Below are 25,846 nucleotides of genomic sequence, written 5' to 3'. Positions count from 1 at the left end.
TCTGCGTTTCCCGGAGACGCGCGACGGCGGGTCGGTCGCCTACCCGTTCGTGTTCCGCTAGCGGCCGCGGCGCACGCGCGCGTTCCCGCGCCGTGCCGGTCGTTGCAGGCCGCCGCTGCCGTCAGTCGATGCAGCCCTCGTCGACGAGCCCGTCGCAGTCGTTGTCGGCGCCGTCGAAGCAGACCTCGTCGGCGCCGCACGGCAGGCAGTCCTCGTCGACGATGCCGTCGCAGTCGTTGTCGAATTCGTCGCACACCTCGACGCCGTCGCACGGGTTGTCGGCGTCGTGCGCCCAGAACGCCCGGTGGTTTCGCTCGGTGACGTCCTGCAGCGGCAACCAGAACGCCGCATAGCTCGGATCGTCGCCCGCTTCGGCGCGGGTGAGATCGAGCGCGACGACCCACAACTGGTCGGCCTTGTCGCCGACCAGGACCTTGCCGTAGTCGCGGGTGGACGAGAACGCTAGCCATTGGGTGCCGGGATGCGTAGACGGCGCCCACGTCGGCATCGTGCTGCCGGTGTCGGCGACGCCGTCGTCGGGACCGACGCGGCGATTGGCCTTGTCGAGTACGATCGGGTCGCCGCCGGTCGCCGGCACGATGCGCAGCTCCGACGTGGGTTGGTCCTTGGACTTGCCCTGCGCGTGGACGTAGGCGATCCACCGGCCGTCGGGCGAATACTTGGGGAAGAAGTTGTTGTCGTCCGGCCCGGTCGACGGCACGAGCACCTCCGGGTCGCCCCATGCGGCGCCGTCGAACGGGATGCGCGCGATCGCGCACTCCTGCACGTCCTTGTTCTTGTTCGCCGACGCGCACTGGGCGACGACCACCCCGTCGCCGAGCGGCGACCAGTCCGGGTGGGTGACACCGGTGACGGCGAGCGCACCCCCGTTGGGACCGACGGGCGCACCGGTGTCGGCGTCGACCACGGTGAGCGTGCCCTTGTCGGCGATCATCAGCAGCGAACCGTCGGGCGAAAACGTGGCCCAGCCCATCGGATAGGTGCCCGCGGGGATCAGCACGTCGCGCGCCGGCACGGCGATCTCTTGCAAGTCCTCGCCGTCGTAGCCGACCGCCATGCGCGTGCCGTCACGCGACACGGTGTGGCACGCGACGCACGTGGTGCTCGGCGGCGTCGAGTAGAACTTGGTCGGCGCCGGGTCCGACAGCACGCCCTTCATGACGCCCTCGGACGAGGTCGACCAGTAGTAGATGGCTCCCTCGACGGCGGACCGCGAGAAATACACGTCGATCGGCGCGCTCTCGTAGATCGTATCGGGTGCGTCGAGGTCGACGCCGGCGACGGTCATCACGACCTTGCCGCCCGCGTTCGTGTCCGCGAGAAACTGCCACGCGGTCTCGTCGGCCTGCCATCGATCGCCGGTCGTGTACACCGACATGTCGAGGTAGTCGGACGTAAACCGGATGCGGTGCACGTCCGTGTCGGCTCCCGGGTCGAACTGAAACAGGATGCGATAGACGTTGACCGGGAACTGGACCTCGTGCGCGGGGTAGACGATGCGCGGCGCCGCGGGATCGCCCGTCGACACCGGCTTGCTCGGGTCGAACAGGTCGTCGGCGTTCGGCGGCGGTGGGAACGCGGGGTCGTCGAGCGTGGGCCGGAACACGACGGTGATGGTCGCGGTGGCTGCGACCGCGCCGGATCTCGCCTCGACGGTGACCGGGCCGCCCGCGCGGTTGGACGACACCCACGTGCCGGGTGCCGTGAACGCGCCGGGTGCGTCGTTGTCCACCCCCCACGTCACGTTGGCAGTGACATCCCGCTCCGAGCCGTCGTCGAACCGGCCGGTCGCCACGAAGGTGACGGTCTGCGGTGCGGTGAGGTCGGCAATGTCGAGGTCGACGCGGTCCGGCGTGATGGACAGGTCGACGAGTCCGGGCAGCCCGCCGCCGCCGTCTCCCGTGCCGGCACCGGCGTCGCCGCCGCCGAGTTCGACATCTTCGCGGCCGCATCCGGCGGTCGCGGCCACGGCGGCGGTCGCGAACACCGCCGCGGCGATCGTGCGCATCGTTGTCGTTGTCATGGCAACCTCTCCAGTAGGGCCCGTGCATCGGCGGCGTTGGCGCCGCGGGGGAACCGGCGCAGATATGCTTCGAGCAGCTCGCGCGCGCGAGCGGGGCGGCCGCGGTCCAGCTCGAGGCGCGCGTGGGCGAACAGCGCGTTGGCGGCCCACGGCCCGGCGCCGCGCGCGAGGTCGCGGTAGATCGCCGCCGCGGCGGACGGGTCGGTCGCCTCGAGGCGCGCGGCGCGGTCGTAGCGGTCCCGCGGGCTCGGCGCGGGCGCGGCGGACTGCGCGGCGAGCGGGCGCCCGGAGCGGCCGCGGTCGCGCGGCGCGGTGCTGCGGCGGCGGCGGTCGCGCGCCGCCGCGGGCCGGTCGCGGTCGTCGCCCGCGCGCCGGCCGTCGCCGGCCTCGTCGCCGTCGCGGCGCGCGTCGCGGGCGGCGCGGGCGTCGATCCCGGCGTCCGGGGCCGCGTTCGAACCGTCGCTGCCGCCGGCGGGGCTGTCGCCGGCGGTCGCGGCCGCGGCGCGGGCGGGCCAGCGGTGGCCCGCGCCCACGCGCTGCGTCGGTTCGCCGGGCGCCGCGATCTCCACCGTGCCCCGGTACACCTCGACCGACGCGCCGTCGCCGTGGCGCGCGACGGCGAACTCGGTGCCGATCACCGTGACGCGCACGTCGCCCGCATGGACGACGAACGCCGGCCGCCCGCGGCGCGGTTCCACCGCAAACCGCGCCGCGCCGCGCTCGAGCACCGCGACGGCGCCGCGCGCGCCGTCACCGCTTATGACCAGGGCCGAGTGCGGCGCCACGTCGGCGGCGATGTCACCGAACGACACGCGCGACGGCTCGTCGCCGGTCGCGATGCGCGACACCTGCGGCGCAGCCGGCTCGCCCGCCGCGCGCGGCCACAGCGCCACCGCCGCGGCCGCGACGGCCGCACAGCCGGCGGCGGCCCACATCCACGCGCGGCGCGGCACCACCGCCGCGGGCGGCGGCGCCGGCTGTCGGTCCAGTGCCGCAAACAGGTTGTGCTCGATGCGCTCCCAATCGCGAGCCGACAAGGGTTCGACGTCGAACGGTTCCGGCGGTCGGTTCATGGCGCGGTCTCCCGGGCGGTGGGCGCGATCAGCGCGGCGAGCGCGGGGTCGCGGGCGGCGCGGCGCATCAACTCGCGGCGCGCGCGCCACACGCGCGTCTTCGTGGCGACGAGCGACGCGCCGGTGATGCGCGCGACGTCCCGCAACGGCCGGCCGTCGATCACGTGGAGTGCGAAGGGGACGCGGTACTTCGGTTCGAGCCGATCCAGGTGTCGATACAACCGACGCACGGCATCGCGCGCGATCGCGCGGCGCTCGGCGGACGCGCCGGCCGCCGCCGGTTCGGGCACCGCCTCGAGGTGAACGGCGGGTCGCGGCCGCCGCGCAAGATAGCGGTACGCGGTGCGCGCCGTCACGCGGTCGATCCAGGTCGCGAGTTTCGCGTCCCCGCGAAAGCCGGCCAGCGAGCGGAACACCTCGAGGAACGCCTCCTGGACGAGGTCCTCCATGTCGCGGTTGGAGCCCAGTACCCGGTACAACGTCGCGTGGACGCGCGCGCGGTGCTCGCGAAACAGCGCGCGCTGGGCGTCCCGGTCGCCGGCCGCGCAGCGGCTCGCGAGGGCGAGGTCGTCGGCGTGGGCGGGTTGCATCGGCGGCTTCACCTCACACAGTGGCGGCGGCGGCCGCGCGGGTGGCAGAAAAAACGCAACCAGTTGGAAACAAAGGCATTGTTCTCGCCGAGGATGGCGCCGCGGTCACAGGAACCGGACTGCGAGCCACACCGCCGCGTCGACCTCGACCAGCGGCAGCGCGAGCACCGGATCGCCGGCGACGAGGTAGCGCTGCGTGCGCAACAGCAGGTCGCCGCCGACCCGCAGGCCGAGCTCGGCCTCGGGCGCGATGGCGACCGCGACCGACGCGCCGAGCGACACGGCGGGGTTCACGCGACGGATGTGGACGCGCCGGTCCGCGTCCGGCAGCGCCCCGTCGAGCGCGGTGACGTGCAGCGCGGCCGCCGCCTGGCCCGCGAGCGCGAGCCGGCCCGCCCGGGTCTGCACCCGCGCGCCGACGATGCCCGTCGTGTCCGTGTAGCGGCCGACGAACCGCACCTCGTCGACGCGAATGCCGGGGCCCGCGCTCGCGCCGGCGATCGCGACCAGCCAGCCGCTGCCCCACAGGGCGGTGAGGGCCAGGCGCGGCTCGACGGGCACGCCCGCGCCCGGGCGCGCGCGCACGGCCGCGGCGCTGTCGATGCCGACGGACCGGGCGGGCGCGGTCGACGTGGGCGGCGGCGGCGCGGCGCGACTCTTGCGCAACAGCGTCTTGAGCGTGAGCGCCACCGCGGCGGCGTGCGCCGGATCGAGTGGCGGCGCGACGGCGAGCGGGCGCGCGACGACGTCGTCGGATCGCGCGTCGTAGATCCACACGGCGGCGCCGTCGGCGTTGGTCGAGATCCACGCGACCGCGTCGGCCTGCCGGCGCCGGGCGAGGGTGCGGGCGCGCCGGGCGGCGCCGGGCAGTGCGTCGCCGAGGCTGCCGGCGGGTGCGACGTCGACCGCGACTCCCCACGGCTCGAGGGCCGTGGACACGGCATCGGCGAGCGCCGGGCCGGGGGCGACCAGCACGACGCGCGCGGAGTCGGCCTCGGCGACCGCGGGGGCGCCGGCGAGCGCCGCGAGCGCGGCGACCGCCGCAATCCACAGCCGTCGCGTCACGCGTCGAGTGTATCGCCGGCCGGGGCCGCTGACCAGACGACCGGGTTCGCCGGATCGTTGCGGGTGCAGCGAATCGCGTCACGCCTTACGCTTCGGCCGGAGCGTAAGGCGAGATCAGCCGTTCGCTGATGTCCCACAGGCGGCGTTGCAGATCCCGGTCGTACGACCTGCGCGAGCTGGGCGCGGGCCGGCACTTGACGAAGTACCGGCCGGTGACGCCGTCGACTTCAGGAGACGTGGCCAGGTACAGCGGCGTGCGCGCGGCCTCCTCGGCGGACACGAGCACCGGCCGGCCGAGTTTCATCAGCGCCGCGAACAGCGGCCCGGCGCTGCGGCCGAACCCGGTGGCGGCGGCGCCCGGGTGCAGGCAGTTGGCGGTGACACCGGTTCCCTCGAGTCGGCGCGCGAGTTCGTAGGTAAACAGGATGTTGCACAATTTCGAGTTGCCGTACGCCACGATGCGGTTGTAGCGCCGCTCGCACTGCAGGTCGTCGAGGTCCAGTCGCGCGAGGCGGTGGCCCATCGACGATACGCAGACGACCCGCGCGGGAGCGGCGGCGACGAGGCGGTCGAGCAGCCACGTGGTGACCGCGAAGTAGCCCAGGTGGTTGACGCCGAAGTGGCGCTCGAATCCGTCGGCGGTGACGCCGCGCCGGTCGAACATCGCGCCGGCGTTGTTGATCAGGACGTGGATGCGGTCCGTGCGCGCGCGCAGATCGTCGACGAACCGGCGAATGGACGCGAGGCTCGCCATGTCGCACTGCATCAACTCGGGGCGCGCGCCGGTGGTCGCCTCGATCTCGGCGCGCGCGGCTGCGCCGCGGTCCAAATCGCGGCAGACCATCACGACGCGGGCGCCGCGGCGCGCGAGTTCGGTCGCGACGCACTTGCCGATACCCGAGTTGGCTCCCGTGACGACACACACCTTGTCCGCGATGTGCCAGGCCATGGCCGGACGATACCCCGCGGCGGCCGCCGGCCCGCGAACAAATGGCTCGCTGGCCCGCAACCCGCCGATGAGCGTATCATCGACGAATGGGTTGGTTTTCCAATGGAGTGCGCGTGGCGGCGGCGGCGGCTTGGCTGGTGGCCGCCGGCTGTGGGGGGGACTCCGACGACACCCCGGATGCCGCGGTCGACCGGTGCGGAAACGGCCGGCTGGACTTCGGCGAGCAGTGCGACGACGGCAACACCAACGACGACGACGAGTGCACCACCGCGTGCGTATTCGCCTGCGGCGACGGCATCGTGCAGGCGTCCGAGACGTGCGATGTCGGCATCGCAGCGGGGGAAGCGGGCGCGTGTCCGATGGCCTCCGGCGACTGCGACGACGGCGACGCGTGCACCGTCGACGGGGTGACCGGTGAGCGCTGCACCGCGCAGTGCGACCACCAGATCATCGAGTCGTTGATCGACGGCGACGGCTGCTGCCCGGCCGTCGACGGGGCGATCGAGCGCAACGATTTCGACTGCGCGCCCGTGTGCGGCAACGGCATCCTCGAGCTGAGCGAAACGTGCGACACCGCGATCCCGGCCGGTGAGCCGGGTGCGTGCCCGACGGACTGCGACGACGGCCAGCCGTGCACTGACGACACGCTCGTCGTGCCGGAGGACATCCGACCGGGAGACGGCGCGTGTCGTGCGACCTGCGAGTACGCGCCGCGCACGGTGGTCGAAAACGGCGACGGCTGCTGCGCGCCCGGTGCCGACCCGACGACCGACGACGACTGCGCGACCGGCACGGCGGTGTGTGGCGACGGCACGTTCCAGCCCGGGCGCGGCGAGCGGTGCGACACCGCGATTGCCGCAGGCGAGCCGGGCGCGTGTCCGACCGAGTGTCCTACCGACGATGCGTGCACGCGGGCGCTGTTACTCAGCGCGGGGACGTGCAAGGCGCAGTGCTGGCAGTACCCGGTGACCGCGACCGTGTCCGGCGACGAGTGCTGCCCGGTGTTCTACGGCGGCAACAACCGCACCGACGGCGACTGCGAGACGTCGTGCGGCACGCCCGCCCAGGAGTGCGAACTCGGCACCGACGACTGCGACGAAAACTGTCGAATCGAGCGCACCGCGTTCCGCATCGTGTCGCTGTCGCTCGCCGACCCGCACATTTTCTGGGACGCGGGCAACGGCAATTGTCCCGATCTGACGAGCACCGCCAACAACACGGTGTTCCCCGACGCGATTCAACAGGACGCCGACATGGACGGGTTTGCCGACCTGACCATCTTGAACGTGATGAAGCCGCTCAACCAGGTGGACGGCGAGTCGACCGCGATGGACATCGTGTTCGGCAACTGCCTGCCGAACGCGGATCCGGCGATGACCCAGTGCACGGCCGACCCGCTCACGCCGCGCATTTCGGTGACCGCCACCAACGCCGCGACCGGCACGTGTCTGGACGTCGTCGCCAACACGGTCACCGATGCGTATATGACGCCACCGGCCGCGGTCGACGGGCCGTGTTTCGCCACCGGCGCGTTCGACGCGCCGATGTTCCAACTCGGCAGCCTGACGGTGCCGCTGCAGTCGGCACGGATCGCCGGCACCTACGACGCGGACCCGGCGACCGGGCTGGTCAATGGCCTGCTGCTCGGCTTCGTGTCCGAGTCGGACGCGGCGGCCGCGACGATTCCCGACAGCGTGTTGCTCATCGGCGGCAAGACGCTGGCCGAGGTCCTCGCGGGCGGGATCGCGCCGGGCTCGTGCGACGTCACCGCGGGCAATCCGATCGGCGACGACCGCGACGTCGGCCCCGACGGCACGACCAGGGGGTGGTACTTCTACGTCAACTTCACCGCAGCCGTCGTGCCGTTCGACGATCGGCCGACCGCCGGCAACTGACGGCGGCCGGGCTGTCCGCGAGCGCAGTGCGCCTCACACGACTCCCATGGCATCCCAGCCGCGCCGCCGCCACGTAGGAGCCTTGCGGCACCGAGGTCGTGGGGAGTACCGCTGCGCGAGGTGCGTGGGCGCGGCAGCCGGCTCGCGGTATTCAGGAACGGCCGGTCCCTGGGGTAGGCTAGGGCGGCCGTGGACGGCCGCGACTGGAATTTCTGGCTGTACCTGTTTGCGTGTCTCGCGATCCCCGCCGTGTGGGGGGTCGCGAGCGCGTGGGTGTTCGATCGCATCGACCGGCGGCGCGGCGCTCGCGGCGGCGAGCCCCCGCCCGACCGGCCGATGGTCGACTACACGATCTGATACGGCATGACGCTGGTTCTCGATGGTCACGTCGTGTCGGTCGCCGCCGTCACGGCCTTGGGTGCCGGCGTCGGCGTGGTCGCCGGGATGTTCGGGGTCGGCGGCGGCTTCCTGATGGTGCCGCTGATGCACGTGGCATTGGGAATTCCGCTGCCGTTCGCGGTTGGTGCGGCGCTGTGCCAGACGATCGCGACCGGTCTGGCGGCGTTCTTGCGCTACCGCAAGCTGGGGCTCGCCGAGTGGCGATTCGACGCGATCGCGCTGGCGGGGAGCCTCGTGGGCGTCGACGCGGGGACGCGGTTGCTGTTGGCGATGGAGGGGATGGGCACGGTCGTCGTCGCCGGCAAGCCGCTCGCCGTGCAGCGCGCCGTCGTCAGCGGCGTGTACGCCGTGTCGTTCACGGTGCTGGCATATGTCTTGTGGTGTAAGACGACGCCGGGCGTGGACGAGGAGGTCCAGCCCGGACCGCTCGCGCGCATACGCCTGCCACCGTATATCGATCTTCCCGCGGCCGGGCTGCGCCGCGTATCGGCGCCCGCGGTCGCGTATACCGGGTTGGCCAACGGCGTGCTCGCCGGCTTGTTGGGCATCGGCGGCGGCATCATGATGATTCCGATCTTGCTCTACGGCTTCGGCTTCCACATCCGGCGCGCCGCCGGTTCGGGGATTTTGATCGTGTTGGCCGTCGCCGTGCTCGCCACGGTGCAGCACGCGCACTACCGGACGATCCACCTCGGGCTGGTGATCCCGCTGATGGTCGGCGCCGCGCTCGCCGCCCAGGTCGGCGCGAACCTCACCCGCACGCTGCCCGCGCGGACGCTGCGGCGCGGACTCGCCGTCGTGCTGCTCGCCACGGTAGCCGCGCTGCTGTTCAAGCTCACGAGGTGACCGGGTGCCGCGGTATCAGCGCGTGTTCGTGGCCGCGTGTGCCGGCGTCATCGGGTTTTGCGTCGCCTACGTCGCGTCGGATTTCGGCCCGCTGCCGAAACCAATTTACACGCCGGGGGGCGGATGGGCGATCGCGCCGCGACCCGCCGGCGCGGTGCCGATCGGCTACTACGGGATGTTGTTGTGGGGCGCCGGCGGCGCGGCGGTCGCCGCGGCGGCTGCGTACGCGGCGCTTGGCTGGCGGCGCGCGCCGGTGCCGGAACGGTGGTTGCACCTGCTGGCGGGGTGGGCCGCGACCGCCGCGGCGCTGGCGGCGGCGTACTTTTTGTGGAACCTGTGGCCGTTTTGACCGCGAGCGGCGGCCGCCTGCGCGACCTCGCCAGCGTCAGAACGACACGGTGAGCGACGACGACAGCGCCGAATCGAATGCTTCGACCGCCGACACGGTGGCTGGGTCGGCGGGGTCGTCGGTCGGCGGGTGCGAATCGTACGACAGCGACAGCGCCGTCGTGATCGCCACGGAGTCGCCGAGCTTGACGACGAGCGCGAGGTCATCGAGCAGGCGGATGTCGCTCGGATCGTCGAGCCGAGGTTGCGCATACATCGTGTTGGCGATCGTGACGCGGTCGTCGAGATGGTAGCTCGCGACGACGTAGGATGACGCGCGGTGGTGTATGCCGCTGGCCGACGGCGGGTCGTTGTCGGGGTCGATGTAGCCGTCGTTGAGTTCTTCGATTTCGATCATGTAGGCGACGGCGACTGACAGCCGCAGCGGGCCGGTCGCGACCACGTCGAACTTCGGGCCGGCGCCCGCGACCACGCGCAGCCGCAATCGGCGGAATTCGTCGAACACGTGTTGGCCGAACGCCTCGGCGACCACGCGCGGGCGCACGCGGTAGCGGTAGCGCACGTGGGCGAACGACTTTTTGACAATCGTGGTGAAGTCCGCGTCCGGCGCTGACTTGTTCTGGCGCAGCTCGCCGCGCCACGTCGCGAGCGCGACGTGGTCGCCGCTGCGGAACCGCACGAGTGGAGCGGCAGCGAGCGCGAGCAGATTGGTGTTGCCGGTTCGCCAATCGGCGCTGGCGGTGATCGACCCGGATAGGCCCTCAGGCGGTTCGTCGGCCAGAAGCGACTGCACGTTGACGATCTGAGCGGCGGCGGGCGCCGAGGCGCCGACCAGCGCGCATGCAAACGCGAAGGCGATGGTACGGGGCATGACGTCGCGTTGTATCACTTCCCGTGGCAGCGCTTGCAGCCGTGGCCGGTCATCTTGAATGCGATGACGCCGTCGTGACAGGGCGCGCAGGCTGCTTTGGCGGGCGCCGCTACGCCCTCGGGGGCCGTTGCATCGATGCGATGGCACGCATCGCACGCGCCGTCGTGGCCCGCATGACGAAACCGCGCGCGCACCGACCACGGTTCGGCGGCGGCCGCGCGGTCGCGCGCCGCGGCGCGTCCGAGCGCGTGGCATCCGTCGCACGCGGCCATTGCCGGCGGCGCGCCGCCGCCGTGGCAAGCGGAATCGCTGCATGCCCGGTGTCCGGCCAGCACCGGCTGGCGGCCGCGGTGGGGCGCGTGACAGCGGTCGCACGCGCGGACCCCCGGGTGGGATGCGTGCGGCATGCGCGCGCCGAACTCGCTGCGCGCCCGCCGCGGCGGAAACCACGCGAGCGCACGCCACGGCTCGTCGCCGACGTGGCAGGCGCCGCAGGTGCGGGGCTGCGGCGACGCGAAGTCGTCGGCGTGGCAGTCCGCTCGCGCGCACGGCTGGTGATCGGGGGCGACCGGCGCGGGCATGCCGCCGGCGCCGAGACGGTGGCAATCGGCGCACGCGAGCGCGGCGGCGCCCGCGTGCGCGGCGTGGGAAAACGGTTCGCGCGGCGCGCGCGCCGGCCGCGCCGATGCCGGCCGATGGCACCGCCGGCAATGCGCGGTCGTGGCGAATGCCGTGCGGCCGTCGTGGCACGGCGCACAGTCGGCCGTGCGCGGCGCCGGGATCGCGTCGCCGTCGGCGTCGCGCACGGCGGCGTGACACGCGGTGCAGTCGGCTGCGCCGGCGGCGCGCGCGTGGCGCGCGTGGTCGAACGCGCCGGTGACCGGGAACGGTCCGCGCGACAGGACCGGACCGACGGCCGGACCGAACGCGGGCTGATGGCAGTCGGCGCACGCGGTCATCGGCGGCGCCGTGCCGGCGGCGTGGCACCGCGCGCACGCGCGATGTGGCGGCCCGCCCGTGCGGTGACAGTCGGTGCAGCGCGCGGCCGCGTGCGTCCGGTGCGACAGGCGCAGCGTGTAGTCGGGGGCGATGACGTACGGCGGATAGGCGGCGGGGAGGCGGCGGGCGCGGCCGGCGGCGTATGCGGCCAGCGCATCCGGCGCGTGGCACGCGGCGCACACGGGCCGGCGCGCGTCGGACAGGCGCGCGGGGACGCGCCCGCGGCGCGGCGGCTCGCCGTGGCACGCGCCGAAACACGCGGTGTGGTCGGGCGGGCGGACCAGCCGGCCGCGCCGGTCCACCGCGTGGCACCGCGCGCAGGGGATGTCGTCGAGTCCGGCGCCGACGACGCGACCTTCGTGAATGACGTGGTCGAAGCCGGTGGCACTGGCCGCGACGGCGGCGGCAAGGGCGATCCACGCGGTCAAAACGTTGCCTCAGCAACCGCTCGCAGGCTCTTGGTGCCGACGATTTCGGGCGACAGGTGCCGCGCCGCGAATGCAGTTTCATATTCCGCGCGCAGGCGTAGCCGATCCGTGACTCGCGCGCGCACGTCGAAGCGCGCACCCGAGCGGAATTCGACGTCGAACGGATCGATGCCGGCGATGGCGAAATGACGCGCGCCGCGATAGACGCGGCTGTAGAACTCGGCGCGCGCTTCGAACGCGTCGATGCCGGTGTTGTAGTGCAACGACAGGTCGCCGTGGAAGAACGACCGTTCGCCGAAGGCCAGCGGCTCCGCGAGCACGGCGGGCACATCCGACAGCGGCGCGGTCGTCGCCGCACGGCGGTAGCGGCGCATCAGGATCGCGGCGCCGACCCGCAGGCTCCGCCGAAACCGCACCTCGGCGGCCGCTCCCGCCTCGCTGTAGCTGGGAAAAAACGGCGACGCGGCCGCGGGATCGTCGACGCGCTGGCGTGCGATGGCGCCGCGCACGAGCAGATCGACGTTGTCGAACAGCACCGTGCCGGCCCGCACCGCCGCGCGCAGCCGCGGCAGCGGTGTGCCGAGCCCGAGATACCGGCGCGGGTCGTCCGGGTCGTCGGTCGCGGGGCCGCCGACCAGCAGATCGTAGCTCCAGTCGCGCGCGTGGCGATTGTCGATGGAGATGAACAGGGTCGTGACGCGCGACAGCCTCGCGCGCATGCTGGCGTGTTCGCGCGCGAGCACGCCGTCGCGGGCGCGGACGGCGCTGCGGACCAGCACGTCGCGCGTCACTTGCAGGCCGACGTCGGCCTCGAGGTGGGCGACGTCGTCGAACGACAGCGCGCGCGCGCCGATCACGAGCGGGGTGCGCCGGAGCCGGTAGAGATTGACGCGCACGTCCGCGCCGCGGATCGCGCCGCGCGCACCCGCGCCGTTGAAGCCGAACAGAGCGACGCGCTGGCCGGCGAACGCGCCGGCCGACACCGCGGGGCCGTCGTACCCGAGGGTGACGCCGTCGAAGTGTGCGATGGCCGGGCCGTAGCGGAACTGGCGGCCGGCGCGGACGAACAGCGGCCGCAGCCACGGCGCCTTCGAGATGCCGGCGACCTCCGCGTACCCGTAGTAGGGCACGACGGCGATCGTGTCACCGACCTCGTCGAACACCGTCGGCACCGGGCCGGCGGGAGGTCGCGCGGCGTGGTCGACGCGGAACTGCGACGCGAAGTAGGTCGCCAGGCTCGGCACGAGCAGGCCGCGCGTGCCGACGACGGCGTCGCCGAAGGTGTACGTGCGAAGGGGGGCGTAGAACCCGCCGTCGTCCACGTCGACGAGCGGTGCGCCGCTGGCCAGCGTGGGAGTCGCGCCGCGCGGCTCGCCGCCGTCGATGCCGACGCCCAGCTGCATGCGGAACACGACCTTGTCGTCGAGTCGCGCGATCTGGTCGGGGAGCGCCGACAGCGAGTCGATGACGGCGCGGCCGAGCCGGTCGGACAGCGGCACCGAGGTCGCCGGCGAGGCGGCCGCGCTCGGCCGGCCGGGGCGGTCGCGGGACGGCGCCGCGGCCGAGCCGTCCGGCGCGCGCATGGCGAGGTGGGCGGGCGCGGCCGGAGCCGGGGGCTCGTGCAGGCGCAGATCGGCCGGCTCGGCGCCGGCTGGCGCGGGCGCGATGGCGGCGACGGCGGCCGCGACGGCAGCGCACCGCACGCCGGTCACCGGGGCCCTCCGTGGCACGGTGCGAGGCAGTCGCGCGCCACGTCGTGGCACGCCATGCACGCGCGCGTGTCGAGCGCCGCGGGGACCGCGTGGCCGCCCGCCGCGAAGTCGACGAGCGGCAGGTGCGAGCGCGGCGGTCGCGCGTGGCATGCGATGCAGAAGTCGCCGGCGTGGCAGGTGGCGCATCGCTCCGACTCGGTCGCGGCCTGCGGTCCATGGTCGAACTCGCGCCAGCCGATGGTGTGGTCGTGAGGGCGCATCGCGCGGTGGCACTCGTCGCAGGTGTCCCGGGAGGAGCCGGACATCAGCAGGTGGCAGCGGGCGCACGTTTCGCCGGCGACGCGCGCCTCGGTCGCGTGGTCGCGGCGGAACGCGAGCGTGTGGTTCTCCGGCCGGGCGGTCGCCGGCAGGTGCGAGCGCGGTGCGAGCGTGCCGAAGCTGGCGCTGCGCGTCGCGTGGCACGTCTCGCACTCGCGCATGCTCAGCTCCGGCGGCGTGCGGCTGTCGTCGTCGTGGCACGCGACGCAGGCGGCGGTCGGCGGCGGCCGGTGCGCGCCGCGGCGTGCGACCGAAGCGATGTCGGTGTGACACTCGGCGCAGCGGATCGGCTTGCCCCGTCGATCGACCTCGTGGTCGGCGTGAGCGAATCGCAGGTCCCCCGCGATCAGCCGCGGCCGGCGCGGCGCGCGCCCTTGTGCCGACCGGTGACAGGCGGCGCACTCCGTCATGCGCGGTGCGCCCGGCGGCGCAGCTTCGGCGACGTGGCAGCGCGCGCACGTCGCGTGGCCGGGCAATCCAGGAGCCGCGCGGTTCGCGGCGGGCCGATGGCAGTCGCCGCACGCTACGTGGAAGCCGACCGCGGCTTCCATCGCGTCCCACCGCACGTGGGATGCGTGCGAAAACGCCGACGGCAGCGCCCCGCGACCGCGCGGCGGCGGATACGGCACGAGTTCGGACGGCGCCGCGCCGGTCGGGTCGACGTCCTCGTGACAGACGGTGCACAGCGGACCCGGCGTGGACAAGAATTCCGCGCGGTGGCACTCGGCGCGGTCGCACGGCGCATGGTCGTTCGAGCCGGGACGCGCGAGGCGCGCGGTGGTCCGATCGGCGACCGGGTGGCAATCGACGCACGCGACCGCCGCGTGGGGCCCGTGCGGAAACCGCGGCGCCGGCTCGGGGGCCGGTGCCGGAGCGCCCGCCGTCGGGGCGCGGCAGCTAGCGGCCGCCGCGCACGCCAGCGCCGCCGCCATCGCGCGGCGGCGCGGCGTCGGCTTCGCGCGGGCGGGGCCGCGTGCCGGGCTCGTCGGTGCGGACGACGATGCGCTCGCCAAACTGCACGATCCGCCACGCGTCGCCGTCGCGAACGAGGGTGACCGGCGCGTCCGTGCCGCGGGAGGCGAGGGTCTTGCCGCGACCGTAGATTTCATAGTCGATGCGCAACACCGCGGTGGATCCGGTGCGCTGCTCGGTGCGGAGGCGGCTGATCGTCCCACCGGCGCAACCATGATGCTCGCACCACAGCGTCCACCGCGCAACCTCGCGGTCGTCGGCGAACAGCAGGCCGACGTCGGCCGGAATGCGGCCGGCCGCGAGCGCGCGAAACAGGGAACGCACCGTTGCCTCCGGGCTGCTGCGGTCGTACTCGCCGCGCTGGCCGCAGCTGGCGATCGCGGCGGTCGCGACGACGGCCAGGGCAGCCGCCAGCGCGCGAGTCGTTGATCGCGCGACCATCGGCGAGCTGCCGCCGCGAGTCGCCGAGCGAGCGGGATGGAGCGCGGGCACGCGGTTCATCGGCCGGACCCTACCGCAGTCGGGGGCAGGCCGTCACCGGCGCCGCGGGTGCGCGCGCAGCTCACCGCGCCATGCGGCGCGCGCGCTCGAGCAGCACCTTGGCCATGTCGTACTCGAAAAACAGCACCATGCCGGTGTCGACCACGCGCTGCAGCAATGCGGTCGCGCGGGCGCGGTTGGCGTCGCCGCCGAGCACCGCCGCGTAGTAGCACAGCTCCGCGCGCCGGCCGCGGGTCGTCGCCGCGCGCGACAGCACGGCGTAGTCCTCGCGGCCGAGCGCGAACCGCGCGAGCCGATCCTCCCACAAGCGCCCGTCGCGGCGCGACAGGTACGCGATGGCGTTCGGGTCAGCCGCACGGCCTGCGCGCCGCGCCTCGGCCAGCACCCACAGCGACATGTACGTCTTGAAGTAGTCGCCGACGTCGGACCGCCCGAGCGCTCGGTGGTAGGCGTCGAGCGCGTCGGCGTAGCGGTCGCGCACGATCAAGAACGCGACGACGTCCGCATAGGTCGACGAGGACTGCGGCGCCGTGTCGACCGCGGTCTCGAACGCGGACAGCGCGGCGTCCGGTTCGCCGAGCAGCCACAACAGCTTGCCGGTCTCGATGAGCGCCTCGGCGCGTCCCGCCGGGCGCAACGCGTCGTTGTCGAGCAGCGCCTTCCACTGCGCAAGCGCCAGCGTCCATTGGTCGCGCGCGCGTGCAGCCTGCCCGGCGCGGGCATACGCTTCGCCGAGCAGCCGCCGTACGCGCCCGCGCGCAAACAGGTCCTCGCCCCGCGCCGGCAACGCGAGCGCGCGCTCAAGCGGCGCGATCGCGCCGGCCGGGTCGTCGCGCTTGAGCGCGATCGTGCCGAGCAGTTCGAGCGCGGCGAGGGTCGGCCGCAGAGCGATCGACCGGCGCAGGTACCGCTTGGCGCGCGCGATCTCTCCGAGGCTCGCCATCCCGCGGCCCATCGCCGCGTAGGCGTCGGCCAGGTCGCGCGCCAGGCGCGTGCGCGGCCATCGCCGCTGCGCGTCGCGGTGGAACCGCTCGAGCGCCGCGAGCGCGCGGGTGGCCGCGACCGGTCGCTCGGACAGAGCGAGCCGCGTCACGCGCGCCTCGTACAGCTCGGCCAGGTCGTCCGCGACGTCGCGATTGGTGGGATCGGCGCGGTAGGCGCGTTCGGCATATGCGATCGCCAGCGGTAGCTCGGAGCGCTCGCGCGCGATCGCCGACGCCATGCGCGCGAGCATGGGAAAGTCGGGAAACCGGCGGACCCCCTCGGCGCACACGGCGAACGCGGCGTCGAGATCGGAGTCCTCCTCCTTGTCGGATACGAACGCGGTCGCCAGGGACATCCACGCGCGCGCGTCGGCGTCGGCGTCGAGCGCGCCCGCGAGCGCGGCGCGCAGGGGCGGCGACTCGCCGATGCCGTGCACCGCGTCCACCGCGCGGCGCGCGTCGTCGAAGCGGCCGGCGCGCACCAACAGGCGCGCCATGTCCCACGCGGCGCGGAACATGCCGCGCCCGTGCGCCGCGAACAGCCCGTGAAAGTCGGGGTCGCCGCCGCGCGCGATCAGCGCCGCGATCGCGCGCTGGCGGTCGGCGTACAGGGTGGCGAGCCGGTCGATGGCGACCGGATGGGCGAAGGCATCGACGACGTGTTCGAGCACGGCAATCGCGCCGGCGCGGGCCGCGGCGTCGCCGTGCTCGGCGACCGCCAGGTCGTCGGCGTAGGCGAGGATCTCGTCGAGGCGGGCGGTGAGTTCGGCCGCGCGCGGGGGGGCGGCGGCCATCAGCGCCACCGTACACACGGCCGCCTGCTCGTCGTCGCCCGACCGAAAAAACGACGCGCGCAGCGCCTCGATCTGCTCGGCGTAGTCGGCCAGCGGGGCGACGCGGCCGTCGCGGATCTCCGCCGGCGTCCACAGGCCGAGCAGTTCCACCAGCGCGTCGTAGGCGCGGTCGCGCTGGCCGCGCGCCAGGTGCGCGTCGATCCGGCGCGCGTACTCGGCCGCCAGCTCGGCGCGGCGGGCGTCGCGGGCCGGCGCGCCGGCGTCCAGCGCGTCGTACTGCTGGCGCACCCACTGCAGGTCCTGGTCGTTGGCCAGGTCGTACGGCGCGTCAACCAGCGGGCCCGGCGGCGGGTCCGGCCGCGGGACCACGGGCGGGTGCGGGTTCGCCCCGCACGCGGCGGCGAGCGCGCCCACGACAATCCACAGCCGAGCCACGGTGCTATTGTAGCAAGCGCGCCGGCCGCAGGAGGCCGGCCGATTTACGTGCGCATCGTGGTGCAGAAATACGGCGGCTCGTCCGTCGCCGATCCGGAGCGAATTCGCAGGGTCGCCGAGCGGATCGTGCGGGTGCGCCGCGACGGGATCGGCGTGGTCGCCGTCGTGTCGGCGATGGGCGCCACGACCGACGAGCTGCTCGCGCTGGCCAAGCGCGTGTCGCCGGCGCCGCCGCGCCGCGAGCTGGACATGCTGCTGTCGGTGGGCGAACGCATCTCGATGGCGCTGCTGTCGATGGCGGTGAGCGAACTCGGCTTCGAGGCGATCTCGTTTACCGGTTCGCAGTGCGGGATCCTCACCAATGACCGCCACAGCGGCGCGCGCATCATCGAGGTGCGTCCGGTCAGGGTGCAGGACGAGCTCGAGCGCGGGCGCGTCGTGATCGTCGCCGGCTTCCAGGGCGTGTCGTACAAGCGGGAAATCACCACGCTCGGGCGGGGCGGTTCCGATACGACCGCGGTCGCCCTCGCCGCTGCGCTCGGCGCCGAGTATTGTGAGATCTGTTCCGACGTCGACGGCGTGTACACTGCGGACCCGCGCATCGTGAGCGCCGCGGAGCTGCTCGACGCGATCACCTGCGACGAGATGGAGGAGCTGGCGGCGCACGGCGCCCGCGTGCTGCACGCCGCGTGCGTCGACATCGCGCGGCGTTCGGGCATCGCGCTGTACGCGCGCGCGACCGACCGGGCCGACGGCGGCACGCGCGTCGGCATCGGCGAGCCGCGGGCGGTGGCGGGCATCGCCGGCCAGCGCGGGCTCGTGCGGCTGCGTTTCGCCAGCCCGCGCGATGCCGCGCAGCGCCTCGACGGGTTGTCGATACAACACATGCGCGCGGACGCGGACGGCGGCGCGGTCGTCTACCTGAGCCTCGACGACGTGCCGGACTGGCCGGCGCTGCGGCGCGCGCTGGAGGCCGGCGGGGTCGACGTCGCCGAGGGGGTCGGCGCCGTGAGTGCGGTCGGCGCCGGCGTGTCGCTGGCGCGGGCGCTGGCGGCCGCCCCGTGCCCGATCGACGAGGTCGCGGCCACCCCGCTGCGGGTGACGCTGTACTGCGCGGCCGAGGACGTGGACGCGCTGGTCGAGGCGATGCACCGTGCCCTGGTCGAGTGACCGCGGGCGGCCGCTCGTGCTGGCCCATCGCGGCGCCAGCGCGCGCTGCCTCGAGAACACCGCGGCGGCATTCGCGGCGGCGCGGGCCGACGGCGCCGACGGGGTCGAACTCGACGTGCGGCCGACGGGCGACCGCGGCACTGCCGTGCTCCACGACGCGGACCTGGTGCGCGTGGCGGGACGGCCGGAGCGCGTCGCCGACCTCACCGTGGCCGAGCTGCGGCGGATCGCGCTCGTCGACGGCAGCCGCGCGCTGTCGCTCGACGACGCGATCGATCTGGTCGCGGGCATGCTCGTGAACGTCGAGATCAAGGTGGACGGCGCGGTGGACGCGGGGTGGGTCGCCGCGGTCGCCCGCCGGGTCGCCGATCGCCTCGGCGACCGCGCCGTGGTGTCGTCGTTCCGCGCGGCCGCGGTCGCGGTCGTCCGGGCGGCGGCGCCGCGCGTGCGCGCCGGTCTGCTGGTGGGCGCCGGCGCCGGGTACGCGCGCCGGCGCGGCTGGCCCGGGCCGGTGTTGCGCCCGTGGTCGATCCATCCGCACCACGAGCTGGTCACGGCGGACGCGATGCGCCGGTGGCGGCGGCGCGGCTGGCGCGTCGTGACGTGGACGGCCGACGGCGCCACCGAGCTGCGCCGTTTGCGCCGGCTCGGGGTCGACGCCGTGATTGCGAACGATCCGGCGGCCGCGCTGCGCGCGCTGGCGTCGTGACGCGCGCCGGCGCGCGGGCGTCAATAGGAGGTGAACGGTTCGACGGCGGCGCCGGGCAGCGCGAAGCGGTCGGCGGTGGCGACGGCGACGGTGAGGAGCGACGCGGGCCGCAGCCACGCGGCGATCGCGTCGCGCGCGGCGGCCGCGGTGACGGCGGCGATGCGGTCGGGAAACCGCAGGGCGTAGTCGTCGTCGAGCCCGTAGACGGCGCACTCGGCGCGCAGGTGTGCGCGCGCGCGCGGCGTCGCAATCGAAAACGGCCATGCCCCGCGCAAGTGGCCCTTGGCAAACGCGAGTTCGTCGTCGGTGATGCCGTCGCGCGCCAGCTCGCCGATCATGTCGATGGCGCGGGCGACGGCGTCCGCGGCGACGGCCTCGGCCGACGCGAAGGCGACGCGGAACCACAGGTTGCCGCGCGCGCGGCCGAGTTGGCAGCCGGCGCCGTAGGTCCACCCGCGCCGGACGCGCAGCTCCTGCATCAGCCGGGACGTGAACGTGCCGCCGAAGACCGTCTCGACCGGGATGAGCGCGTCGAACTCCGGGGTGCCGTACCGCGGTCCCACGTGGCCGATCGCGCACTGGACCTGCGCGCGGTCGGGCTTGTCGACCACGAGCGCGCGCGTCGGGCCGGCGGCCGGCTCGGCGGCGACGTCAGGCAAAGCCGGCGGCGGATCGGTGGGCAGGTCGGCGGCGAGCCGATCGGCGAGAGCGCACGCGCGGACCTCGTCGACGTCGCCGGCGAACGCGACGACGAGGTTGTCGGGCACCACCGCGCGCCGGTACGCGGCGCGCACGTCGTCGAGGTCGATCGCGTCGAGCGAGTCCTCGGTGCCGATGGCCGTACGCGCGTAGGCCGCCGGGCCGCCGAAGTCGCGCGCGAAATAGCGCTGCGCTAGCGCGGCGTCGTCGTCGCGCAGCTCGTCGAGCACGCCGCGCGTCTCCACGAGCAGCTTGCGGTGCTCGTCGGGGTCCATCGCGGGGCGCGCGAGGATGTCCGCGGCGATGGAGACGACGTCGTCGACGTGGCGCGACAAGCACACGCCGCGCAGGCCGATGCTGTCGCGGCCGGCGACGACCTCGAGGGTCGCGCCGAGCTCGTCGAGGGCGCGGTCGATGTCGGCGCGCGACCGGTCGCCGGCGCCGCGGCGGGCGAGCAGAGCGGCGTGGCGCAAAGTCCCCTCGCGGCCGGGCGGGTCGGCGGCGGCGCCGCCGCGCGCGAGGATCTGATACCAGACGAGCGGGATATCGTCGGACAGCTCGAGGATGCGCTTCATGCCGGCTCCGCGATGACGACCGTGCGGCGGTCGGAGTCGAAGTAGCGGTTGGCGACGCGCTGGACGTCGGCGGGGTTGATGGCGCGGACCTCGTCGACCGTGCGGAACAGCGCGCGGTAGTCGCCGACGGTCACGTGATAGTGGCCGAGCGCCTCGGCCCGCCCGTCGGCGGTCGAAAGGTGCGCCCAGAAGTCGGTCTCCGCCCAGCGCTTGACCTTCGCCAGCTCGCGCTCGGGGACGGGGACGTCGCACAGCGCGGTGGCAGCGGCGTCCAGTTCGGTGAGTGCCTCGTCGGCCGTGTGGCCGCGCGCCAGCGAAAACGAGACCTCCAGCAGGGATGCCTCCGCAAACGGCAGCACGAACCCGTCGACCGACGTGCAGATTTGTGCGTCGACGACCAGCCGCTCGTACAGCCGCGCCGACGGCCCGCCGGTGAGCAGCGCGACGATCGCGTCGACGATCGGCCAGTCGGGATGGCTCTGCGGCGGAACGGGGTAGGCGGCGATCGCGCGGTCGGCCGGCACCGGCTTGGAGAATCGCGCGACCTCGCCGGGGCGGCCGGCGACGGGCACCCGCCGCCGCGGCGGCAGCTCCGCCGGCGCGATGTCGCCGTACGCGCGCTCGATCGCGTCGAGCGCCGCGGCCGCGTCGACGTCGCCGGCGACGACGATCACCGCGTTGTTGGGCGCGTAGTAGGTCCGGTAGAACGCGCGCGCGTCGTCGAGGGTGATCGCGCGGATGTCTTCCATCCAACCGATCGTCGGCCAGCCGTACGGGTGTCCCGCGAACGCGCGTTTCATCAACTGTTCGTCGAGAAACCCGTCGACGTCGTCCTCGACGCGCATGAGCCGCTCGTTGATGACGACCTCGCGTTCCGCTTCCAGCGGCTCCGGTTCGAGCACGAGGTGCTGCATGCGGTCGGACTCGATGTCGATGGCGAGGTCGAGCCGGTCGGCCGGCACGCTGATGCGGTATTGCGTCCAATCGACCCAGGTCGATGCGTTGGTGTCGCCGCCGACGGCTTCGATCTCGCGGTCCAGCACGCCGGGCCCGCGCGATTCGGTCTGATTGAACATCAGGTGTTCGAACAGGTGGGCGATGCCGGTCTTGCCCGGGCGCTCGTCGCGCGAGCCGACGCGATACCACGTCTGGTACGACACGATCGGCGCGGACGGGTCGGGCAACAGCAGCAGCTCGAGGCCGTTGTGCAGGCGGAAATGTCGCACGCTGAGCCGGCGCGACAGCGGGGTTTCACTCAGAGCAGTCCACATCGGCGTGCCTCGCGGGCAACGGGTAGCTGGCGGTGAGCGCGACGGGCAGCGCGCGCAGCGACGCGAGCGCGTCGAAGGCTTGGGCCGGCGCGACGACGCCCGTGGCGCGGCTGCGGCCGGCGGCGAGGTGGTCGGCGGCGAACGCGGCGATGCGCGCGGTGATGCCGTAGACGTCGCTGCCCGACACGGTGACCTGCGCGGAGTCGAAACCGCGGCGCGCGGTGGCGGTGACGGCAAACGCGTTGGCGCGCCGCTGGCCGCTCGTCGGCGGCGGCGCGCGCTCGGCGATGCGGCGCGCCCACGCGGCGGCCGGTGACCGCGCCAGCGCGGCGACGCGGCCGCCGACGCGCGCGACGACGGCGCCGACCGGGCCGGGCGGCAGGGCGAGATACGTGCGCACGCGGCGAACCGAGATGTGACGCGGCACGGTGATGACCTCGCCGGAGGGAAACCCGACCGCGGTGCGCTCGCCGAACGGCGGGGGGAACGCGAACGTGCGGCGGTCGACCGCGGGAGCCGGATCCCACCGGTCGCGCTCCCACACGACCGCGTCGGCCGCGAGCTGGGCGAGGGCCGACAGGCGCGTGCCGGCCGACGGGTGGAAGCCGGAGACGGCGTAGGCGACGGCGATCTCGTCGACGGCGGGGCCGTCCCCGAGGCCTGCCGCCGCGAGCGCCGCCGCCCAGTCGCCGAGGGCGATCTCGAACGCCATACCGTTGATGACACAACGATTCGCCCGCCGGGCGGCCGACTCGTAGCGCTCGTAGATCTCGCGCATGAACGCCTGCTCGCCGGTGGTGTCGAGATAGTGGGCGCCGACCGCGAGGGCGCCGCGCAAGACGGCCTCGCCGAACCGCAGAAACGGGCCGGCGCAGTTGACGACGACGCGGGCGCCGGCCAGCGCGGCGCGCACCGCGTCCGGGTCGTGCAGCTCGGCGGCGCGGGCGCCGGCGGCGCCGACCCGCGCGGCGACGGCGTCGACGCGCGCGCGGTCGCGGCCGGCGGCGACGAACGGGACGCCGCGGTCGCGCAGCGCCTCGCATACGAGCTGGCCGGTGAGGCCGGTCGCGCCGTAGACCCACACGCGCGGGTCGCCGTCCGCCCCCGCGGTCGCCCGGTCGTTCGTCTGATGGGTGGAGGTCACAGCCAGTCGATCTTGATGCCGATGGACATCGCGTTTTGCAAGCGGCGGTAGGTGCCCGCGGCGGTCGGGATCCCGCGGCCTTCGCGGGTCGCGGTGCACTCGTCGATCGGGTAGCCGGCGTCGGCGCACGCGACGCGCTCGGCCGGATCGAACGCGCTGGGATCGGCCGTCACGTCGGGGAACCACACCAGCGCGTAGCCGGCGGACAGCGCGAGCGCGTCCGTCGCGCGCCACTCTGCGCCGACGGCGACGCCGGCGTTCGCGCCGTACATCTGGTTCGGCGCGGTGCGGGAGGCGTCGACGCCGGCGGTCTCGGCGCGCAGCCGGGCGCCGAGCCGAACACGCCGGCCGGCCGGCTGTTCGAGGCCGGCTTCGACCGCGAAGACGTCGCGCAGCCCGCGGTAGCGCGGGTACCAGTCGGGCACGTCGGCGCCGGCGAGGTCGCCGCCGAACAGGCGCACGTCCCACCGGCGGTGGCGGCCGGTGTTGAGCCACCGCGCGTTGGCGACCCACTCGAGGCCGCCGAACGCCGGACCGCGAACGCCGACGCCGATCGTTTGCGGCAGGCGATAGATGATGCGCGCGCGGCCGCTCACGTGGCCGCCGCCGGCGCGCGGAGCGTCGTCGACGTCTACGCGGCCGTCGGTCTCCACGACGAGCCGGCCGAAGCTGCTGGTCGGGCTCGCATAGCCGACGCCGACGTGCCAGCGGTCGCGGAGCGTGAGCGCGACGCCGAGGTGAAAGCCGAGGGTCACGCTCGAGCCGGCGCCGATCAACGTCGGCGTGGCGGCGATCCGGTAGCGCTGGTCGGCGTCGGGGTTCTCGGCGCCGCACGGGGCGCCGCCGCAGTCGGCGCGCAATCCCGCCGAACCGGCTTCCAGCGCGGTGTCGCGGGCGAATTCGAGATCCAGCAGCGAGGCGGCGACCACCGACACGCCGAAGCCGACCGCGATCCGCGAGTTGATGCGAAACGCGATGCCCGGCGTGACCGTGATGTCGTAGTAGTGGCCGCCGAGCGTGTGGTAGCGCGCCGCGCGCCGCCCCGGCATGTACCGCTCGGCGTACGGCGTGTACACGGCCAGACCGAGGGTGACGCGGCCGCCGCTGACGTCGCTGTAGAACGCGGCGTAGCCGCCCGGGGTGGCGAGGGTGTCGCGCGCGTCGCCGGGGTCGCGCGTGCCGCCGGGCACGCCCGCGTCGTCGATCGGGGCGCGGTCGACGCGCAGCCGGTCGATGCGCAGGTCGCCCGACACGAACACGTGCGTGCCCGAGTCGAGGGCGAGCGCGGCCGGGTTGTAGTGCAGGGCGGTCGCGTGGGCGTTCGCCGGACCCGTGAACACCGCGCCCCCGAGGAACGTGTCCTCCAACGGCGACGCGGCGGCGACCGCCGGCGCGAGCGCCGCGGCGGCGAGGCACGGTGCGAGGCCGGACCGGCGGGGCATGCGAGCGGCTACCCTACCACGACGCGCGTTGACCGGGCCGACGCCGGCTCGTATGCTGTCGCGTGATGCGGGGCGCCGGGATCGCCGCGGTAGTCGCGATGGCGTCGCTGGCTGCGTGCCAGGGCGTGAGCCACGATCGGATCGACGAGTGGCGGGAAACCGAAAAGGGCCCGTCGAAGCTCAAGGCCGCGCTCGGCAACGCCGACCTGGACCCCGACCTGCGCGCGCACGCGGCGCAGAACCTGGTGCAGATCAGTGAGTACGCCTACGTGAGGACGGCGCTCGAGGGCATGCCGGACGCGCAGCGCGGTCCGATCGTCGGCAAGCTCGTGCCTCGGCTGCAGGCCGACGCGCAGTCGCCGGAGGGCACGGCGCCGTCTCAGCGCAGCGTGCTGGCCAAAGACGCGCTGGTCGACCTGCGGCCGCTGGTCGACGTCGCGACGCGAGAACGAATCGACGCGTTCCTCGCCGATTGGATGGGGAGCAACTACATCGACCGCTCCGGGCGCGGTCGCTACCGGGGCGAGCAGATCGTGCGGCTGGTCGGCGCGCGAATCGCTCCCAAGCTGCTGGCCGAGGCGCGCCGCCTCATCGCTGCGGCGCCGGACGCGCAGGGGCGCATCCCGATCGTGCCGGACGAGTTGTTGAAGGCGCTGGCGCTGTCGGGCGATCCCGAGGCGGTCGACCTGTTGCTCGACCTCGCCCGCAAGGACCATCCCGAGCCGACGCTGCGGCGGCGCGCCATGGCGGCGCTGTACGTGGCGTACGTCGGCGACCCGGCGGAGCCGAAGCCGAGTCCCGCCGGGATCAAGCCGCACGTGCGCACTCTCGCCGCGCTGGTCCGCGACCCGGACCAGCCGGGCGCCAACGTCAACGACGCGTTCGCCGTGCTCGCGGCCGCCGGCGAGCCCGAGTGCGTCGACCCGCTGCTCGACCTGGTCCGGTCGCCGGAGAAGGCCGAGGCGTTCCTGTGGGTGGCCGTGCACAAGGCGCTGCTGTGCGTCGGAGCCGACGGCGTGGCCCAGGTCGTCGAGGCGATGCCGACCGACCGCGGCTACGAGCGCGGCATTCTCGAAAAGTACTTGTGGAACAAGATGCTGTCACTCGAGCCGAAAGCGGCGGTCGCCGAGGGGTGCCGGGCGATGTTGTCGTCGGCCAGTTGGGTGGCCCGCGCGACCGGTGTCGAGTGCCTAGGGCGCGCCGGCAGCCGAGCGGACGCCGACGCGGTGGCCGCGCTGGCGGGGGACCGGACCCCGCTGCGCGGCTGGGCCGGCGGGGGCGCCAAGGGGGCGATCTCGCTCGGTTCCGTCGCGCAACAGGTAGCGAACAAGCTGAAGAATATGTGATAATTCGATCCGGCCGGGTCGTTCGGCCGGGTTCCGCCCGGAGATCGCGATCGCGATGGACCAGAGCAAGAAAACGATGCGCCACTTCTACTGCCGCGACGTCCTGTGGGAGACGTTCGAGCAGATGGCGAACGATTTCGATTGCTCCATCGATTACCTGATCAACGAGGCGATGCGGTACTACGCGCGGTCGAAGAACTACCAGTCCGCGATGGCCGCCGCCGCGCCCGCGGTGCCCGCCGGCCACGCCGCCGCCGCGGGCGCCGGC

At 74.0% G+C, this 25,846-nt stretch carries 22 protein-coding genes; 7 read left to right on the top strand and 15 right to left on the bottom strand.

Features of this window, described 5'->3' with window-relative positions; all coding sequences use genetic code 11:
• Positions 1–121 precede the first annotated feature (121 nt).
• The 5 genes from D6689_04350 to D6689_04330 all read right to left on the bottom strand — a co-directional run bounded on the left by D6689_04350 (position 122) and on the right by D6689_04330 (position 5,721).
• Positions 122–2,029, bottom strand: coding sequence for a hypothetical protein (locus tag D6689_04350; GenBank protein ID RMH43733.1), 1,908 nt, complete (start codon positions 2,027–2,029; stop codon positions 122–124).
• An 11-nt stretch (positions 2,030–2,040) separates the two neighbouring features.
• Positions 2,041–3,117 carry a hypothetical protein gene (locus D6689_04345; GenBank protein RMH43732.1) on the bottom strand — a complete coding sequence of 359 codons (1,077 nt, stop codon included), beginning with the start codon at positions 3,115–3,117 and terminating at the stop codon, positions 2,041–2,043.
• Positions 3,114–3,719, bottom strand: a complete 606-nt coding sequence (locus D6689_04340; protein ID RMH43731.1) for an RNA polymerase sigma factor — start codon at positions 3,717–3,719, stop codon at positions 3,114–3,116. The genes D6689_04345 and D6689_04340 overlap by 4 nt, the downstream gene beginning before the upstream one ends.
• 93 nt (positions 3,720–3,812) lie before the next feature.
• Positions 3,813–4,772: a hypothetical protein gene (locus tag D6689_04335; protein RMH43730.1), complete on the bottom strand. Its 960-nt coding sequence runs from the start codon at positions 4,770–4,772 to the stop codon at positions 3,813–3,815.
• An 85-nt stretch (positions 4,773–4,857) separates the two neighbouring features.
• The gene (locus tag D6689_04330; protein RMH43729.1) at positions 4,858–5,721 is read right to left on the bottom strand and encodes an SDR family oxidoreductase; all 864 of its coding nucleotides are present in this window, start codon (positions 5,719–5,721) and stop codon (positions 4,858–4,860) included.
• 86 nt (positions 5,722–5,807) lie between these two features.
• Between D6689_04330 and D6689_04325 the strand changes: the two genes are divergently transcribed.
• The 3 genes from D6689_04325 (at position 5,808) to D6689_04315 (ending at position 9,210) form a co-directional block, all read left to right on the top strand.
• Positions 5,808–7,616: a hypothetical protein gene (locus D6689_04325; GenBank protein RMH43728.1), complete on the top strand. Its 1,809-nt coding sequence runs from the start codon at positions 5,808–5,810 to the stop codon at positions 7,614–7,616.
• Between the two features lie 363 nt (positions 7,617–7,979).
• On the top strand, positions 7,980–8,861 hold the full coding sequence (locus D6689_04320) for a sulfite exporter TauE/SafE family protein (protein RMH43727.1): 882 nt from the start codon (positions 7,980–7,982) through the stop codon (positions 8,859–8,861).
• Between the two features lie 4 nt (positions 8,862–8,865).
• Entirely contained in the window at positions 8,866–9,210 is a 345-nt protein-coding gene (locus D6689_04315; protein ID RMH43726.1) for a hypothetical protein, read from the top strand.
• A gap of 36 nt (positions 9,211–9,246) precedes the next feature.
• On the opposite strand, the gene D6689_04310 is transcribed toward D6689_04315, so the two are convergent.
• The 6 genes from D6689_04310 to D6689_04285 all read right to left on the bottom strand — a co-directional run bounded on the left by D6689_04310 (position 9,247) and on the right by D6689_04285 (position 17,222).
• Positions 9,247–10,545, bottom strand: coding sequence for a DUF481 domain-containing protein (locus D6689_04310; protein RMH43725.1), 1,299 nt, complete (start codon positions 10,543–10,545; stop codon positions 9,247–9,249).
• On the bottom strand, positions 10,095–11,507 hold the full coding sequence (locus D6689_04305) for a hypothetical protein (GenBank protein RMH43724.1): 1,413 nt from the start codon (positions 11,505–11,507) through the stop codon (positions 10,095–10,097). The genes D6689_04310 and D6689_04305 overlap by 451 nt, the downstream gene beginning before the upstream one ends.
• Complete coding sequence (locus D6689_04300; GenBank protein RMH43723.1) at positions 11,504–13,219, bottom strand: hypothetical protein; 1,716 nt, start codon at positions 13,217–13,219, stop codon at positions 11,504–11,506. Before D6689_04300 ends, D6689_04305 begins: the two co-directional genes overlap by 4 nt.
• Positions 13,216–14,469 carry a hypothetical protein gene (locus D6689_04295; GenBank protein RMH43722.1) on the bottom strand — a complete coding sequence of 418 codons (1,254 nt, stop codon included), beginning with the start codon at positions 14,467–14,469 and terminating at the stop codon, positions 13,216–13,218. Before D6689_04295 ends, D6689_04300 begins: the two co-directional genes overlap by 4 nt.
• Positions 14,435–15,010 (bottom strand): hypothetical protein, encoded by a 576-nt coding sequence (locus tag D6689_04290; GenBank protein RMH43721.1) that lies wholly within the window; start codon positions 15,008–15,010, stop codon positions 14,435–14,437. The genes D6689_04295 and D6689_04290 overlap by 35 nt, the downstream gene beginning before the upstream one ends.
• Before the next feature lie 61 nt (positions 15,011–15,071).
• The gene (locus tag D6689_04285) at positions 15,072–17,222 is read right to left on the bottom strand and encodes a hypothetical protein (protein ID RMH43720.1); all 2,151 of its coding nucleotides are present in this window, start codon (positions 17,220–17,222) and stop codon (positions 15,072–15,074) included.
• Positions 17,223–17,270: 48 nt separating this feature from the next.
• Here D6689_04285 and D6689_04280 point away from each other — a divergent pair, with 48 nt between their 5' ends.
• Together D6689_04280 and D6689_04275 are read left to right on the top strand one after the other, a co-directional pair.
• Positions 17,271–18,392 carry an aspartate kinase gene (locus D6689_04280; GenBank protein RMH43719.1) on the top strand — a complete coding sequence of 374 codons (1,122 nt, stop codon included), beginning with the start codon at positions 17,271–17,273 and terminating at the stop codon, positions 18,390–18,392.
• Positions 18,376–19,101: a glycerophosphodiester phosphodiesterase gene (locus D6689_04275; protein ID RMH43718.1), complete on the top strand. Its 726-nt coding sequence runs from the start codon at positions 18,376–18,378 to the stop codon at positions 19,099–19,101. The genes D6689_04280 and D6689_04275 overlap by 17 nt, the downstream gene beginning before the upstream one ends.
• 20 nt (positions 19,102–19,121) lie before the next feature.
• On the opposite strand, the gene D6689_04270 is transcribed toward D6689_04275, so the two are convergent.
• From D6689_04270 to D6689_04255, 4 genes are read right to left on the bottom strand one after another with little or no spacing between them, the layout of a single operon-like run.
• Positions 19,122–20,375 carry an insulinase family protein gene (locus D6689_04270; protein RMH43717.1) on the bottom strand — a complete coding sequence of 418 codons (1,254 nt, stop codon included), beginning with the start codon at positions 20,373–20,375 and terminating at the stop codon, positions 19,122–19,124.
• Positions 20,372–21,646, bottom strand: coding sequence for an insulinase family protein (locus D6689_04265; protein ID RMH43716.1), 1,275 nt, complete (start codon positions 21,644–21,646; stop codon positions 20,372–20,374). Before D6689_04265 ends, D6689_04270 begins: the two co-directional genes overlap by 4 nt.
• Complete coding sequence (locus tag D6689_04260) at positions 21,627–23,498, bottom strand: hypothetical protein (GenBank protein RMH43734.1); 1,872 nt, start codon at positions 23,496–23,498, stop codon at positions 21,627–21,629. The genes D6689_04265 and D6689_04260 overlap by 20 nt, the downstream gene beginning before the upstream one ends.
• The gene (locus D6689_04255; protein RMH43715.1) at positions 22,787–24,232 is read right to left on the bottom strand and encodes a hypothetical protein; all 1,446 of its coding nucleotides are present in this window, start codon (positions 24,230–24,232) and stop codon (positions 22,787–22,789) included. The genes D6689_04260 and D6689_04255 overlap by 712 nt, the downstream gene beginning before the upstream one ends.
• A gap of 65 nt (positions 24,233–24,297) precedes the next feature.
• Here D6689_04255 and D6689_04250 point away from each other — a divergent pair, with 65 nt between their 5' ends.
• The gene (locus tag D6689_04250) at positions 24,298–25,578 is read left to right on the top strand and encodes a hypothetical protein (protein RMH43714.1); all 1,281 of its coding nucleotides are present in this window, start codon (positions 24,298–24,300) and stop codon (positions 25,576–25,578) included.
• Between the two features lie 55 nt (positions 25,579–25,633).
• On the top strand, positions 25,634–25,846 hold a 213-nt coding region (locus D6689_04245; protein ID RMH43713.1), incomplete at its 3' end, for a hypothetical protein.

Source organism: Deltaproteobacteria bacterium (assembly GCA_003696105.1).
Lineage (GTDB): Bacteria > Myxococcota_A > Polyangia > Haliangiales > J016 > J016.
Note: the sequence above shows the minus strand (reverse complement) of the source record. Positions and strands in the feature narration are given on the sequence as shown.

Bases quoted from the DNA above. Each gene is read 5' to 3' on its own strand.
- D6689_04350 (RMH43733.1), bottom strand. From the start codon at position 2,029: ATGCGCACGATCGCCGCGGCGGTGTTCGCGACCGCCGCCGTGGCCGCG.
- D6689_04345 (RMH43732.1), bottom strand. From the start codon at position 3,117: ATGAACCGACCGCCGGAACCGTTCGACGTCGAACCCTTGTCGGCTCGC.
- D6689_04330 (RMH43729.1), bottom strand. From the start codon at position 5,721: ATGGCCTGGCACATCGCGGACAAGGTGTGTGTCGTCACGGGAGCCAAC.
- D6689_04325 (RMH43728.1), top strand. From the start codon at position 5,808: ATGGGTTGGTTTTCCAATGGAGTGCGCGTGGCGGCGGCGGCGGCTTGG.
- D6689_04320 (RMH43727.1), top strand. From the start codon at position 7,980: ATGACGCTGGTTCTCGATGGTCACGTCGTGTCGGTCGCCGCCGTCACG.
- D6689_04295 (RMH43722.1), bottom strand. From the start codon at position 14,469: ATGGCGGCGGCGCTGGCGTGCGCGGCGGCCGCTAGCTGCCGCGCCCCG.
- D6689_04290 (RMH43721.1), bottom strand. From the start codon at position 15,010: ATGAACCGCGTGCCCGCGCTCCATCCCGCTCGCTCGGCGACTCGCGGC.
- D6689_04270 (RMH43717.1), bottom strand. From the start codon at position 20,375: ATGAAGCGCATCCTCGAGCTGTCCGACGATATCCCGCTCGTCTGGTAT.
- D6689_04265 (RMH43716.1), bottom strand. From the start codon at position 21,646: ATGTGGACTGCTCTGAGTGAAACCCCGCTGTCGCGCCGGCTCAGCGTG.
- D6689_04255 (RMH43715.1), bottom strand. From the start codon at position 24,232: ATGCCCCGCCGGTCCGGCCTCGCACCGTGCCTCGCCGCCGCGGCGCTC.
- D6689_04250 (RMH43714.1), top strand. From the start codon at position 24,298: ATGCGGGGCGCCGGGATCGCCGCGGTAGTCGCGATGGCGTCGCTGGCT.